This window comes from Novosphingobium sp. B-7 (assembly GCF_000410615.1).
Taxonomy (GTDB): Bacteria; Pseudomonadota; Alphaproteobacteria; order Sphingomonadales; family Sphingomonadaceae; genus Novosphingobium; species Novosphingobium capsulatum.
In genome coordinates this window covers 1-14215 of the sequence record NZ_KE148338.1, presented here as the reverse complement: position 1 = coordinate 14215, position 14215 = coordinate 1, and the positions used below count along the sequence as shown (strand labels likewise).

Below are 14215 nucleotides of genomic sequence, written 5' to 3'. Positions count from 1 at the left end.
CACTGGTTGCCGATCGCTGGCGCGGCAACCTGGGAATGGCTCCCGCCAGACATCATGCACGCCTGACCAAGCGGTCCGGCGGCTGCCGCACCAACGGGAACGGCTTCCCTGCGGTGCCTTGGCAGCACAGTCCTGAACCAAGCGACGTGCCTTCCGGCGCGTCGTTCGGTGTGCCGGCACGGAAACGGCCGTGTCTTCATCCTCGGGGCGCCCCGCTCCGACCGAAACCCTGCTTGGCCGCGCCTATCGCGCGGAGCGGCCCGGATTGCTGCGTTTCCTGCGCCGCAAGGTCGATCCCGATCTGGCAACCGACCTGCTCCACGATGTCTTCGTGCGCGCGCTGGGTAGCGCCGACGCGGATCGCCTGGCCAACCCCGCAGCATTCCTGCGCAAGGTTGCGGGCAATCTGCTGATCGACCGGGCCCGCCGCGCAGCGCGCCACCCTGCCCCGCTGGCTCTGGCAGAAACCGAGGAACCCGCCGTTGCACCAGAGCAGGGACTGGCGCTCGAAGCTGCCGAACTGCTCGCCTTGTACGAGGCCGCCGTACAAGCGCTTTCACCACGCACCCGCGAAGTTTTCCTGATGCACCGGGTCGATGGCCAGACGTATCGCGAAATCCATGAAGCGCTTGGCATTTCCGTGGCAACGGTCGAATATCACATGATGAAAGCCCTTGCTGCAATTGCCCGGGCCGTGGAACCGGCGCGATGACCACTGTGCCGCCAACCGGCCCCGAGATCGACCTGATCGAGGAAGAGGCGATCGCCTGGTTCGTGGTGCGCCAGGATGCCGAAGGATTCACCCGGCAGGAAGAATTCGAAGGCTGGATTGCGCGCAGCGCCGCCCATGCCGCAAGCTACGCGCGCATCGAGCGCCTGTATCACGATGCCGCCATCCTGCAGGCGTCGGATCGCTATGGCGCCGACCGCCACGAACCGACGATCGCCGTGGCGCAATCCCGGCACCGGCACGGCCTGCTCATTGCCGGGCTGGTGGCTGTCGCCGTTGCAGGCCTCGGTTTGCTCCTGCATGCATGGTCCGGGAGCGAGCAGCCATCCTCCCCAGCACAAGTGCTCGCCAGCGACAACGGCGCGATCCGCAGCATCCATCTGGCTGACGGCTCGACCATTACCCTCGATGCGGCCAGCCGCGTGGATGTCCACCTGAGCGGCAGCCAGCGGCGCTTCGCGCTGGTCAACGGTCGTGCGCGTCTCGATCTGGTCAAGGACGGCCGCCCGTTCATCGTTACCGCAGCGCAGGAAGAAATTGCCGGGGACACAGCGCTGCTCGATGTCGAGACCAGCGGCGAAGCAGGCCAGGCCGTGCTGTGGCGTGGCGCAGCCCAGGCCAGGCCACTCTGGCATGACGCGGCACTGCGGTCCGATGCTGCCCCCCTGCGAGCGTCAACCGCACGCGCCCTTGGCCCCCACGCCGGACACCAGGTATCCCCGCGTGATGCGGTCGGCAGCCGCGACTGGCCGAGCGGATGGGCCGAATATCGTGCGCTGCCGCTCGGTACGCTCGCCGAAGTCGTCAACAGCTATGGCAACACCCCGTTGCGGATCGACGATCCCGCTGTCGCCAGCGCGCTTGTCTCCGGCCGCTTCCGCCTGACCGATCCGGATGCCGTGGCACAGCGCTTGGCCGACGTGTTCAATCTCGTGATCATGCGACGCGCAGACGGCATTCATCTCGCCGCACGAAAATAATTTTGCTCGCCCCCTAAGGTGTCCGCTGTCGCCGGCGTCGAACCCTGCATCGCACACGCATCAAGCGTGGCCAACGATGAGGGAATACAACGATGTCGAGACGCCTTGGACCCCAGTCCTTCCTGCTGGCAAGCGCAGCGCTGCTGCTGATCCAGCCTGCCGTGGCTCTCGCAGCCCCGGCGCCGCGCTACAGTTTCGATCTGCCAGCGCAGGATCTGGGCGAGGCGCTGCGCGCGGCCGCCGCGCGCGCCGGCTGGCAGATCTATGCGCCCGCGCAAGCGGTGAATGGCCGTATGGCGCCGCCGCTGCATGGCACGATGTCGCTGCCCGAAGCGGTCGACACACTGCTCGCAGGCACCGGTCTGGTGGCGCACTTTTCCGGCCAGACCGTGACGATCCGGGCCGCGGGCACAGCCGATGCGGCAACACAGGCCACGAGCGATGCGCCGATCGTAGTCACCGGCACCCGCATTCGCGGTGCGGCGGTGGCCGCACCGGTGATTCAGGTCTCGCGCGCCGATATCGTCGCTGCAGGCCAGACCGATCTGGGCCAGGCGCTGCGCGCGCTGCCGCAGAACTTCGGCGGCGGCCAGAACCCGGGCGTGGGTGCCGGCGCCGGCAGCGCCAATGAGAATGTCAACATGGCGAGCAGCGTCAACTTGCGTGGCCTCGGCGCCGATGCCACGCTGACCCTGCTCAACGGCCATCGCCTGCCTTACGATTCCTCGAACGGCGGCGTAGATATATCCGCGTTCCCGGTGGCCGCGGTCGAGCGGATCGATGTCGTCGCCGACGGTTCCTCGGCCCTCTACGGCTCGGATGCCGTGGCCGGCGTGGTCAATGTCGTGCTGCGCCCCGACTATGTCGGGCTCGCCACGTCGACCCAGATCGGCACGAGCACCCAGGGTGGCGATTTCCAGCAGCAGGCCGATCTGGTCACGGGTACGCGGTGGGCCTCTGGCGGCATGATGCTCGCCTATGATTTTGCTCACAATTCGGCGATTGTGGCCCGCCAGCGCGACTTTGCCGGGACCTTGTCAGCAGACAACACGCTCTACGGCGAACAACAGCGCCACGCCGTCACCGCCACGCTGCACCAGGATCTCGCGCCAGGGCTGACGCTGCGCCTCGACGGGTCTTATAGTACGCGCGCCTCGCAGACCGCCGGCGGCACCGATGCCTCGCGCATCCTCTTCCGCCCGCGCGTGACGATGCTGTCGCTCGCCCCCGAGTTGACCGCCGCGCTGGGCCGCGACTGGACCGCACGTATCCTCGGCACCTGGGGCCAGGACCATACCCGGCTCAGCTCGGACTTCGATATCACCAGCAGCAATCCCTCGATCAACAGCGGGTGCGTCTGCAACCGCGCCTGGTCGGCCGAAACCAATGTCGAGGGTCCGCTGTTCCGGACCCCCGGCGGCACCGCGCGTCTGGCGCTCGGCGGCGGCGTGCGGCGCAATGGCTTTGCCTATTCAGTCGTGAGCAATGGCGTGACAACGCAGGATTACAATGTCGCCCGCTCGAGCCGCTATGCCTTCGGTGAACTGAACCTGCCTATCATTGCTCCGGGCAACGCCGTCCCCGGCGTCACGCGTCTCAACCTTTCGGCGGCACTGCGGTACGAAGATTATCCTGGCATGGCGCGCATGACGACACCGCGCCTGGGCCTGATCTATGCGCCGGCTCGCGCCATCACCATCAAGGCCTCATGGGGGCGCTCGTTCAAGGCGCCAAACCTCTACCAGCAATATATGGGCTACCAGACCTATCTGCTGCCCGGCAGCTGGTATGGTTTGCCGAGCGGCAACCTGCTGCTGGTCAGCGGCGGCAATACCCACCTCACCCCCGAGCGGGCACGGACCTGGCAGGCCGGGGTAACGGTCGAGCCGGCAGCCGTGCCGGGCCTGCGCGTCGAAGCCAGCTATTTCGATGTCCAGTACCGCGACCGGGTCGCCGAACCTTTTCCCGGCAGCATTGCCAACGCGTTGAGCAATCCTGGCAACGCCGGGCTGGTCAACTTTTCGCCCTCCGCACCAGCATTGACCACGCTGGTCGCTGGTTCGCGCCCGGCCCTGGTCAACTACACCGGTGCGGCGTTCGATCCCGCGGGCGTCGCGGTGCTGGTCGACGATCGCTACGTCAATATCGCGCGCCAGGCCATCCGCGGGATCGACTTGCGCGCGACCTGGAAAAAGCCGCTGGACGATCGGCGCACATTGGCTTTCGACCTCGCCGGGGCCTGGCTGGACAGCGACCAGATCCTTTCGGCCGGTCAGCCGCAGACCCGCCTTGCCGGCGTGATTTTCCAGCCCGCCAATCTGCGGGCACGAGGCGGTGTCAGCTATGAAGACACCCGGTTCAGCGGCGCCGTGCATGTCAATTACATCGGTGCCCTGCGCGACCAACGCTTTGCCACGCCCGCGCGCTTGTCGCCGCAGGCCACGGCCGATCTTGCGTTGCGTTATACGCTACTGCCAGCCCGCCGGTCGGGCGAGGATCCGGGCCTGGTCGTGTCGCTGACGGTCAACAACCTATTCGACGCGCAGCCGCCAGCGATCGGTCAGACCGGACCGACCGACACCCCATTCGATTCGACCAATTACTCAGCCATCGGTCGCTTCATCGCGCTTGGCCTGGCGAGGCGCTGGTAATGGCGCTCGCGCTTGCCCTCCTCTTGGCCGAAGCCACCATTGCCTGGCCCGTTAGTCCAGCGCCGGTAGCCGATCGCTGCGATCCACCGGCTCCCCCGGCCTCGGCTCCACCAGCATCGCGTCTGGTCACGGCCCAGGATCTGGCCCGGCTGATCGATATCGGACGATCCGATCCCTATGATGCGCCGCCGCCGTTCGGCCTGTCACCGGATGGCAAGACCATCGCGGTGATCTTGCGCGAAGCCGATCCGGCCCACAACGCCTACTGCCAACGCCTGGTACTGGTCCCCGCCGTGCCGTCGGGTGGACCGCCGGTAGCACCCAGAGAAATCGACCGCGGCGGCGCGTTCATTCGGGCGACCTACCCGTTGCGCACGTTTCCGGCGCTGCGGGCCGGCTATGGCCAGGTGATCACGCCGCACTGGTCGCCCGATGGCCGGACGATTGCCTATATCAAGCAGACTGCCGGGCCACCCCAGGCCTGGCTGGTGCCCCGCGACGGTGGCCCGGCGCGGGCCCTGACCGCGCTGCCCGACGCGGTCGAGAACCTCGCCTGGAACGCCGAGGGCAGCGCCGTGATCATTGCGACCCGCCCTGCCCTGCGTCAGCAGAGCGAAGCAATCGCCGCGACAGCGGGCGAAGGCTATCTCTACGACGATCGCTTTGCGCCCGAACTGGCCGACCATCCCATTCCCTCGGCACCGATGCCCCTGGTCTACAGCCGTGTCGACATCGCCAGCGGCACGATCCAGCCGGCAACGTCGGCCGAACAGGCAATCCTGGTGCCGCCACCAGCACCAGGCCAACCCCCGCAGGCCAGCGGCGCGGCGCGCAGTGCCAATGGTCGCTGGGCCTGGATCGAGCCGGTCCATCCCGCATGGGTGGTCAGCGCGCGCCAGGTGGTGATCGAAGCGCCGGCACGACGGGGGCCGCCGCGCCGATGGCTGTGCCCCGAGGCACTGTGCGACGGCACCATGCATCTCTGGTGGTCGCGCGACGGCGCCACGCTCTACCTCCTGCAGCGCACCGGCTGGGGCCGCAGCCAGACCCGACTGCTGCGCTGGCGCAGCGGCGCGCCGCGCCCGGAAGCCGTGCTCACCACCGACGACGTGCTGGTCGGGTGCGTCCCCAGACCCGATGCGCTCTACTGCGCCCGGGAAAGCAGCGCGCATCCACGCGTACTGGTGCGTATCGACTGGCGCAGCGGGGCATCGCGCACCGTGTTCGATCCCAATCCGCAATGGGCCCAGTTCCGGCTCGGCACGATCCAGCGGCTCAAGGTGCGCAATGCCTACGGCGTCGAAAGCCATGCCGACCTTGTCTTGCCGCCCGACCATCGCCCCGGCGAGCACCATCCCCTGGTCGTCGTGCAATATCTCAGCGAAGGCTTCCTGCGCGGTGGCACCGGCGACGAAAATCCGATCCAGCCGCTGGCTGCGCGCGGCTTCGCGGTGCTCAGTTTTGCCCGTCCCGGCGCAGTACCGAGCGTGCGCGACGCGCCCGATGAAACCGAACTGATGCGCCGCGAGCACGTCGACTGGCTCGATCGCCGCAGCGTCCAGTCCGCGCTGGAAGAAGCGCTCCGCCAGGCCGTGGCCACCGGCGCGATTGATCCCGCGCGCATGGGCATCACCGGGATGAGCGAAGGCACGTCGATGACGCAGTGGGCGCTGCTCAACAGCAAGCTGTTCAAGGCCGCCGAACTGGGCGTGTGCTGCGAAGGCCCGACCATCTACCCCCTGGTCGCTGGGCCGGTGTTCGAGCGGCTCGGGCGCCAGCTGGGCACGGCCTGGTTCGAGCCCCAATCGGAACAGGTGTGGAAGCCGATGGACCTTGCCGCCAACGCCGAGCGGATCACGGCGCCGATCCTGATCCAGTCGGACGACAGCGAATATACCAATGCGCTCGATGTCGTCGCGCAGTACCGCCTTCACGGCAAACCGATCGAAATGTGGGTCATGCCCGGCGAACCGCATTTCAAGTGGCAACCGGCGCATCGCCTGGCGATGTACGAACGCACGATGGACTGGTTCAGCTTCTGGTTGCAGCGCCAGCGCGATTGCGACCCGAACAAGGGCACACAGTACCAACGCTGGCTGGCCATGCCTGGCGCGCCCAGCAAAGACGAGGTCACCTGCCTGCCATCACGACCATGAGCGCGCCCAGGCCTCGGCTTCGACCAGATCGAGCAAGCGATAGATCCGGTCGTCGTCCGCCTGGGGATCGAGCGCCAGCGCCGCATCGACGGCAGCAAGGTCGAGCAGCCCCTGCCCGGCCAGCAGGCCATCGCGCAGCATCGCCCGCAACCGGACGCGGTCCCGCGCGAAGACCGCCCGCATGACCGTGTCCGGTCCGGCCTTGGCGACCCGCCCTGTGATTGCGGCCGGCAGCTCAGCGGCGAACGCCGCACGCGCCGGCGCGCGGTTGATGCCGCCCTGACACCAAACCCAGGTCGGAATGCCCAGGCAGGTCTCGACCAGCGGCTGGCTGAACAAGGGCGAAAAGCGCAAGGGATCGTCCAGGCCATGGACGTGATGCTGGGCCGCCTCGATCAAGCGCAAGTGCGCCCGCGCCCCTGTCGCCGTCATCGGCACCTGCGCCTCCCAGTCCGTCAGCGGCAGCGAGGCGGCAGTCTCGCCCGGGCCAGCCAGAAGAGCAAGGTTCGGTGGGCGTCTCGCAGAAAGCTGGCGCCGCCACCATTGCCGCAGAATGGCGCGCACCAGGGTCGGGGCGTCGGCGCCGGTCAGTCGGCACAGGTCGACAAAGACCTCTGCCAACTGGCGCGACGGCCCCAGCGCGCGCCACGCATCAAGAAACGGCGCTGCCGAGTGGAGGAAGCAGAACACATTGTCACCGCCATTGCCGTCGAACACGCGCGCCGCGCCGACTGCGGCACAGGCTTCCCCGAGCTGACGCCGCAACTCGCCGACGAACATCTTGCCCACGGGCCGCGCACTGCGCGCAAAACTTGCCGCACCCGGATCGATCGCGGCGATTTCGTATTGGGCCGCACGCCACGAGACGTCCAGTCGCGCCGCAAGAGGGGCGACATAGGCGGTTTCGTCGCCGCTGGGATCGCGGGTGGAAACAGTGGCGCAGGCGAACGGCCGCCCTTCGACGGCCAGGGCCGCGCAGACCAGCGAGGAATCGACGCCACCGGACGCCGCGACGACAACCTGCCCGAAATGTCCCGACCAGGCGCGCATGACCATGCGCGCACAGTCCCGCACACGCTGCGCTGCGACCGCCAGCGTGACGTCGCCCGATGCCGGCACATGGAGCGCCGGTTGCCAGATTGCCACCTGATGCGCTCCCTGCTCGAGGGGGTAAAGCACGCCGGGCGACAGTTCGTCGACACCAACCAAGCATGTCGCACGCTGCCGGCGCTCGGGATCCTGCAGAAACTGCCGCACGTGAGGCCAGGAGACACTCATCGCCATGCCCGCCTGCGCGAACAATGCTGGGGCCGTTGCCAGCAGACAGCGACCAGCGTCGATACGCCGATAGAGCGGCAGCAGGCCGGAAGGATCGCGCAGGATCGCCACCGACTCACTTCGCGGATCGACCAGGACAGCGAACCAGGCGCCCCAGGTGTGGCGCACCAACCAGTGCGCCACGGCCAATCGGTCGGCCAGGGCCGGAGCGCCGGCCAGGGGATCCACCAAGACATTGCCGTCCCGATCGAAACTGCACCCCACCAGCCAGCCCCAGGCTCCCAGGGAACGGACGGACCAGCCCTCCCCCAGCCATAGGCCGCTGCGTGCCGCGCGCAGGTCGCGCAACTGGCGCAGCGGCACAAGCCCCTCGCCAAGCCCGCCGTGCAGCGGTAAGGCCAGTGCTGCGTCGAGGGGCTTCACAGCGCCAGAATCGGGGTGAAGCATGCCACGGCCTCAGGCATGTCGTTGAGCACCATGCGTCCGGCCTGGACCCAGCAATGGGCGGCAAAAGGGCCCTGCCGGACACCCAGCACGGCATGGGCGCGCCAGCCGCGCCGGGCGAGCAGGTCGACCAGCGCGAGGGAACGCGGCAGGCAGCGATCGGCCGCCGTTCGCAAAAAGCAGGCAAACTGAAACCCGCGGACCAGCCGCCCGGCGGCATCATCGATGCCGATCGGGCGTGGTGTCGCCTTCACCGTCAAGACCGCGAGTTCATCGCAGAGCGGAGCGAGACCGCGGCGCGCCAGAGCCCGCTCGTAGCTCCGTTGCTGGCGCAACGCCCGGGCGGTCTCTGCCAACGGCAACCCGCCATGGTTCAAGGCGTCACAGGCCTGATCGGGCAAGGCCCAGCGGCAGGGTTCCAACGCCAGCGGCTTATCAGCGACGCCAGCCAGATCGCCAAGGCCCGCAGCCTGCAGCGCGATGCGATCGACCATTCCTGACGCGACAAGCGCACAGAATGCCTTGGCCTGGTGATCGGGAAGTCGAAAATAGCGGCCGCTGACGAGATCGAGAAATATGGGGTCGTCGCCGACAAGGCAGAAGTGCAGGCCCGGCCGCAAGAGTGATGGTGCCATTGCACGATCCTCCGGGCATGAGGGCGCGAGCCGGTCAGGTTCCGGCCCGCGCCCAAGTGGGAGGATCAGTCTTCGACGATGCCGAGCATGAAATTCAGCTGGCCGATGCTGGTATCCTGCCGACCCACCGCTTGGCCGCGGGTCACGGTGGCGACATCGCCGAGGTCGATCAGGGCGGTGTCGGTCTGGTCACGGTCATTCATGGTTCAGTCCTTTCCGGTTGGTGCGACTCCTTGTGTCGCCCGGACAGGATGCGAGGCCCAACCTCGGATAACCATTTTATAATCGGTTTATTTTCAGTCAGAAGCACGCCGCGAAAGCTGGCCATTCACAGAGCATGAATGACGCAACCGACACGTCGGCCACCCCGGCGCGACCTAGCGCGCCGGGGCCATGTTAGTTAACGCGGGCATTTGGTGAATTTGCCCTTGGCATCCCTGCACGGCTTCTTGGGGGCTGGCTTGGCAGCCGGACACTTGACGAAGCGCCCCTTGGCGTCCTTGCAGGGGGCTGCGTAGGCAGTGAGCGGCGTAGCAGCCATAGCCATGGCTGCGGTCAAAGCGATTGCAAGCTTGCGCATGAAGACACTCCTAGTTTGCACCCCAAATGCGATAGATACTCGATTTTGGCAGGACCGCGAGCTTGCAAATGTCAACAAGGGTCAAAACCGCGTCCAGCAGATGCCTGCGACCGAAATTGCGGCCATGACCCTTGGCGTCGCTGCAAAACTGCTGGTCTCGCAACACGAAGTCGGCCGCGCACCAAGGTTTAGATTGGCGCGCCCTGCGCCACGCAGCCCTGGAAGAGGGCGGAATTACCTTTAGATTGCAGATCGGTCGAATTCAGCACGTTTTCGCGCTCAAGGTCCACGATCACGATATTCGCCTCAAATCCAGGCAGCAGCCCGCCGTTGCGCGAAAGGAGCGCTTTCTCGTGCCGTCATTTCGGTCCGCGCTCGGATCAGGATGAGCTTATCAGCCTGGCAAAAAAGACGGCAACATCTCCAATCTCGCTGCCGTACGACGAAGCGGCAAGACAGCCGGGCGGTGGAAGAGCGTTCTTGGGACGTCTTGTCGGCACCTTTAGCATCACGCCTGGACATGCGCGCCGACCACCCGGCTGATTATCGACTATACGGCAAGCGACCGCGCGCACGATACCAGACCTTTGCGATTTTGCCGTGCGAATTGAACGGCTTGTCTTTTCACCGATCCGCGACCCTCGTGGGCATGCCCTGTCTATACCAAGAACAGGGGAGCCCCCCTCCTCGCCCGGGGAATGGCTGCGCACGATAGCGATGACCATGCTGCGTCTCCGAGACAAGGAGCGCCACAATGGTCGTGCCCGATCCAGCCTGTGACTTTGCCAGCTATGCCCAGGAATTCCTGCGCAGGAACGAAGCCTATCGCGCGGCCTGGCTGGGCATGCAGCGCCACAATCGCGCGCGAAGAAGGGGGTGGGCCCAAGCATGGGGCCTGGCGTTTTCCGTTCAATCCCGATGCTACAGTCCACGCCATGCCGGCACTCTGGCAACCGACATGGCATCCCGCCACACTGGTCCTGGTCGCGGCGCCGCCCGGCACGCCCGGCCTGTCACGCGCTGCGCTCAGCGCCAGCCTTTATGCTGCATCGCCAGCGCCGACCAGTTGGCCCCATCATATGGCCGTACGCGCCGGCAATGGCTGGTTGCGCTTACTTTTGCCGGAAAGCGACGATTGGCTGCACTTGACATGCTTTGCCACGCCCGATCGCCATTGGCGACTGCGCCGCTGCGCACTGGGACGCCTCCACAACCTACTCAATGACGGACGCACTGCTGGCTGGGATACGATTGACAGGCCTAGCGCGTACCAGCGTCATCGCCTCGATCTGTTGCTGCGCCTGCTCGATGCCCGCCGGGCGCAGCCCGCCACCAGCATGCGCGAGCTCGCCGAAGCCGTGGTATTCCCCGGTGGGCGCTTCGATCGCGCGATTGACTGGACAACGAGCGCGGAGCGTCGTCAGGTTCATCGCTTGCTGAGCACCGCCGAAGCCCTGGTTGCCGGCGGCTATCGGCAGCTGTTGCATGCCACATCCAACAAGGGCTGAGGCGCAATGTCTCCAGTGGCTTGCCAGGGGCAACGATACTCGTCGGCAAAGATCCAATCCGTTTTGGCAATTGGGCATGGCGCCGCCGCCGGTACGCCTGACGTTGCACAAGCGTCAGGCACAGATGATACCATTGTCCGTTGGCAATGGCAGCCAGGACCCGGCGCCTCACGGCGTCGCTCCGCTGGCCTCGAACACGAGATCACGCGTCACCAGGACGCGCACCGGATAGCCGGGGCGGATCGTCAAGGTGGGCGGCACGTCGAGCGCCCGCGCCACGATCTGCGTGCCGGCGCGGTTGACGCTGTCCTGTCCGCCCTGGCGCAGAGCGCGGACCAGCGCATTATCGCTATCGCTGCCCCATTCTGCCCCGACTGCGAGGAGCGTCGAGACCGCAGCCGCGCGCATGATGCCACCCCAGTGAAAATCCGTGCGATCCTCAAGGCCGGCCTGCCCGGCCGGATCCGTGCCGGGCAACCGGGCAAGGTCGAGCGAGCGACCATCGGGCAGGATCAGGCGCGTCCAGACCAGCAAGGCGCGGCGCTGTCCGGCTGCAATGGCGGCGTCGTATTCGCCGATCAGACGCGCGCCTTGCGGAACGAGCAGTTGCGTGCCGGACAGGCTGTCATAAACGTTCTGAGTCACTTGCGCGGTGATCTGGCCGGGCAGGTCGGAGCGCAGCCCGGTGATCAGCGCAGCCGGAATGACACTGCCGGCCTGCAGCACCGCCTGGCCACCCGGCGGCACGAGGCGCGCGGCCGAGATGGTCGACGCCGAGCCCGGGCGATCCAGGAAGGCCTGGCGCGCGTCCGTCACCGATGGCGGCGCGGAACCCGGCTGAGCGGCAGGGAGTATCACACCGGCAGCGGGTTGGCTGCTGACGCCACCCGTCTCTGCCAAGTTGTCGCCGTGATGGACCGCTTCGCTGGCAAACAGGCGGCTCTGGCGCGCGGCATCACGCTCGGCCTGGCGGCGCTGCCGTGCCGCGGCAAGGCTATCACCGCTCGGTCCAGCCGGCGGTGCGGCTGGCCCGCTTCCCTGCTTTTCCGCCATGGGCTGCTCATGGGGCCTGGTCGAACCGCTGCGCGGGTCCGACTGGTCACCAGCTTGCGCCTGATCACCGGGCAGGACGGAAGCAAGCCGGGGAACCTCGGTGTAATCGCGCGGTGCCTTGGCCAACACATTGCCAGGCTGGGCAGACGCGACCGGTGGCGCGTCCGCCTCTGACGATGCACGCCCGCCTTGCAGCCCGAAGGCAAAAGCCAGAGCAACAAGAGCGGCGCCCGTCGCCGTCAGAGCGAGGACCGCCTTGGACGACAGGCGCTCGACGACAGGCCAAGCGGGACGCAGGCGGACCATGGCTGCGGCCGCCGCTTGTATACCACCGCGCCGATCATGGGGCGCGGCGCCGTCGGACGCCTGCTGGTTCTGTGCAGCGGGGCTTTCGCCATCGGGTTCGCCGGCGGACTCGCCGTCGGGCGCCGTGGCGCCATGATCTGCAACAGCGCGTTGCGATCGCTCCCGAGCGGTCATGACCGTGCCTTCCTGGCAAGGGCGGTGATCGTCACGCGCTGCGCCGATTTGCGGTCGCCCAACCGCAGTTCGGCGCGATCGAACAGGCGATCGACCACCAGAAAACGACCAGCCACGCGGTAATTGACCAGTTCGACTTGGTCCCCAGGCCCACTGACAAACAGCGGCGGCATGTCGCCCGCGGCAATGTCTGCAGGGAAGGCGATGTAGACCCGGTGGCCATCGTCGAAGACCCGATCAGGCCGCCAGCGCGGCTTATCCCCGCCGATCCTGTAGCGGAAATCGAGTGCCCCCGGATCGATACCCGCTGCAATGGGTGTGGACTGCTGCGCGGCCTGGGCACGGGCGCGCAGGGCAACGAGCTCGTCCTCGGGATAAGTCCACGACACCGCAGCGAGCCAGGTCGAGGGTGTCGCGCGCAACTCGAGATAATAGGTGCGCCGATCGGTATTGATGACCAGGTTTGTGGTGATGTCGTTGCGGGTTGGCTTGATCAGAATGTGCACCCGTTGGGCTACCCCGGCGCCACTGGTGGTATCGCCGATGAGCCAGCGCACCGTGTCGCCGGCCGCGACTGGCCCACTGCCCACCAGGTGCTCGCCATCCTGCAGGGCAATATCGGTCACATGGCCGGGGCTGGCATAGACCTGGTACAGCGCACCGGTCGCAAATGCATAGCGCTGGATAGCATTGGCAAAACCCTGCGGGTCGGGCTCGACGCGCGCCGCGCCAGTGGCCGCGGCCACGCGCACGGATGCTGCCGACTGCGCCGCAACGCCATGATGGGCTGCGGCAACACGCGCTGCTTGGCTCGCGGCGCCAAGCGGCGCAATGGCCAGTAGCGACACCAAAGGCGTGATCATAGAGCGGCGCAGACGCGCGCAAAGGGCAGACCAGGCAAAGTCAGGCAGACAGGTCATGGCGTAAGCTCCCTCGACCAGTTGATAGCGGTGATGAACAGCCCGAGCGGGTTCTTGCGCAGCGCATAGGCCGAACGCGGCGCCTGGAGTGTGATGGTCAGGATCGCGCTCCATTGCTCGGTATCGGCCAGGCCGCCATCGCGATAATGGCGCTCGCGCCAGGCGACGCGAAAGCTGTCGGGTGAAGCGCGCACCACGCTGGTCACGTCGACCGCGACCTGCTCCTTGCCGATCCGCGCGAAGGGATCGTTGCTGCGCGCATCGGCGCCAAGCGCCTGCCCGCCGCTGTCGCTCACGAAATCATAGGCCCGCAGCCAGTTCTGCCGAACAACCACCGGGTCGGCCGGGAGGCTGCGCACATCCTCGATGAAACGGGCAAGCTGGTAGGCAATCTGGGGATCGGTCGGCCGGTACCCGGCCTGAGCGGGCGCCACCGCGCGGACTTCGCCGAGCCGGTCCACTTCGACAACCCATGGCACGATCGTGCCGCGGGCACCTTGCCAGACAAGACCCGCAGCAAGCAGACCGGACAGGCCAAGCGCGGCCAGACAGGCGTAGCGCCAGTTGCGCGCCTGCACGCGGGCCGAGCCGAGCCGTTCGTCCCAGACCTGCGCGGCGCGCTGGTAGGGCGTGACCGGCTCTGGGGTCGTGGCATAGCGGATCGAGGAACGCCGAAACATGGATCAATCCTCCTTCTGCGAAGTGTCGATGCTGGCACCGGCGCCCTGGCTGTCGCCGCTGCGCAGCGTGTGGGCGGCCATCATCGCGCCCTGCCCCAGCGCCTGGCGTCGGCGCAGCGC

Annotated in this window: 12 protein-coding genes and 1 pseudogene; 6 read left to right on the top strand and 7 right to left on the bottom strand. The window is 67.1% G+C overall.

All coding sequences use genetic code 11. The annotated features are described in order from the left end of the window. Positions 1-190 precede the first annotated feature (190 nt). From H926_RS0111985 to H926_RS27120, 4 genes are all read left to right on the top strand, one after another. On the top strand, positions 191-712 hold the full coding sequence (locus tag H926_RS0111985) for an RNA polymerase sigma factor (RefSeq protein WP_174544788.1): 522 nt from the start codon (positions 191-193) through the stop codon (positions 710-712). Further along, positions 709-1710, top strand: coding sequence for a FecR domain-containing protein (locus H926_RS0111980; RefSeq protein ID WP_022676520.1), 1002 nt, complete (start codon positions 709-711; stop codon positions 1708-1710). Before H926_RS0111985 ends, H926_RS0111980 begins: the two co-directional genes overlap by 4 nt. A gap of 92 nt (positions 1711-1802) precedes the next feature. Next, positions 1803-4361, top strand: coding sequence for a TonB-dependent receptor (locus tag H926_RS0111975; protein WP_022676519.1), 2559 nt, complete (start codon positions 1803-1805; stop codon positions 4359-4361). Beyond that, positions 4361-6517 carry an Atxe2 family lasso peptide isopeptidase gene (locus H926_RS27120; RefSeq protein WP_022676518.1) on the top strand — a complete coding sequence of 719 codons (2157 nt, stop codon included), beginning with the start codon at positions 4361-4363 and terminating at the stop codon, positions 6515-6517. The genes H926_RS0111975 and H926_RS27120 overlap by 1 nt, the downstream gene beginning before the upstream one ends. Here the strand turns inward: H926_RS27120 and H926_RS0111965 are convergent. The 4 genes from H926_RS0111965 to H926_RS31775 form a co-directional block, all read right to left on the bottom strand. Then, positions 6506-8158, bottom strand: coding sequence for an asparagine synthase-related protein (locus H926_RS0111965; protein WP_158441976.1), 1653 nt, complete (start codon positions 8156-8158; stop codon positions 6506-6508). The two genes, H926_RS27120 and H926_RS0111965, sit on opposite strands and share 12 nt — an antisense overlap. A gap of 56 nt (positions 8159-8214) precedes the next feature. Continuing rightward, positions 8215-8595, bottom strand: a complete 381-nt coding sequence (locus H926_RS34665; RefSeq protein WP_237741023.1) for a lasso peptide biosynthesis B2 protein — start codon at positions 8593-8595, stop codon at positions 8215-8217. A gap of 344 nt (positions 8596-8939) precedes the next feature. Further along, positions 8940-9077, bottom strand: a complete 138-nt coding sequence (locus H926_RS33280; protein ID WP_022676514.1) for a hypothetical protein — start codon at positions 9075-9077, stop codon at positions 8940-8942. Between the two features lie 197 nt (positions 9078-9274). Next, positions 9275-9454 carry a hypothetical protein gene (locus tag H926_RS31775; RefSeq protein WP_192816552.1) on the bottom strand — a complete coding sequence of 60 codons (180 nt, stop codon included), beginning with the start codon at positions 9452-9454 and terminating at the stop codon, positions 9275-9277. A gap of 754 nt (positions 9455-10208) precedes the next feature. On the opposite strand from H926_RS31775, the pseudogene H926_RS35565 reads away from it, so the two are divergent. Together H926_RS35565 and H926_RS33275 are read left to right on the top strand one after the other, a co-directional pair. Continuing rightward, a pseudogene (locus H926_RS35565) lies at positions 10209-10346 on the top strand (hypothetical protein); the annotation flags it as partial. 187 nt (positions 10347-10533) lie between these two features. Further along, the gene (locus H926_RS33275) at positions 10534-10962 is read left to right on the top strand and encodes a DNA -binding domain-containing protein (RefSeq protein WP_158441975.1); all 429 of its coding nucleotides are present in this window, start codon (positions 10534-10536) and stop codon (positions 10960-10962) included. 168 nt (positions 10963-11130) lie between these two features. On the opposite strand, the gene H926_RS27105 is transcribed toward H926_RS33275, so the two are convergent. The 3 genes from H926_RS27105 to trbF are packed head-to-tail and all read right to left on the bottom strand — an operon-like array spanning position 11131 to position 14095. Next, complete coding sequence (locus tag H926_RS27105) at positions 11131-12495, bottom strand: TrbI/VirB10 family protein (RefSeq protein WP_022676512.1); 1365 nt, start codon at positions 12493-12495, stop codon at positions 11131-11133. Next, on the bottom strand, positions 12492-13358 hold the full coding sequence (trbG, locus tag H926_RS0111940; protein WP_022676511.1) for a P-type conjugative transfer protein TrbG: 867 nt from the start codon (positions 13356-13358) through the stop codon (positions 12492-12494). The genes H926_RS27105 and trbG overlap by 4 nt, the downstream gene beginning before the upstream one ends. A 53-nt stretch (positions 13359-13411) precedes the next feature. Next, complete coding sequence (trbF, locus tag H926_RS0111935; RefSeq protein ID WP_022676510.1) at positions 13412-14095, bottom strand: conjugal transfer protein TrbF; 684 nt, start codon at positions 14093-14095, stop codon at positions 13412-13414. Between the last annotated feature and the right edge of the window lie 120 nt (positions 14096-14215).

Coding starts and splice junctions, on each gene's coding strand:
- H926_RS27105 (WP_022676512.1), bottom strand. CDS start 12,495: ATGACCGCTCGGGAGCGATCGCAACGCGCTGTTGCAGATCATGGCGCC.
- H926_RS0111975 (WP_022676519.1), top strand. CDS start 1,803: ATGTCGAGACGCCTTGGACCCCAGTCCTTCCTGCTGGCAAGCGCAGCG.
- H926_RS33280 (WP_022676514.1), bottom strand. CDS start 9,077: ATGAATGACCGTGACCAGACCGACACCGCCCTGATCGACCTCGGCGAT.
- H926_RS0111980 (WP_022676520.1), top strand. CDS start 709: ATGACCACTGTGCCGCCAACCGGCCCCGAGATCGACCTGATCGAGGAA.
- trbF (WP_022676510.1), bottom strand. CDS start 14,095: ATGTTTCGGCGTTCCTCGATCCGCTATGCCACGACCCCAGAGCCGGTC.
- trbG (WP_022676511.1), bottom strand. CDS start 13,358: ATGATCACGCCTTTGGTGTCGCTACTGGCCATTGCGCCGCTTGGCGCC.
- H926_RS33275 (WP_158441975.1), top strand. CDS start 10,534: ATGGCCGTACGCGCCGGCAATGGCTGGTTGCGCTTACTTTTGCCGGAA.
- H926_RS31775 (WP_192816552.1), bottom strand. CDS start 9,454: ATGCGCAAGCTTGCAATCGCTTTGACCGCAGCCATGGCTATGGCTGCT.
- H926_RS27120 (WP_022676518.1), top strand. CDS start 4,361: ATGGCGCTCGCGCTTGCCCTCCTCTTGGCCGAAGCCACCATTGCCTGG.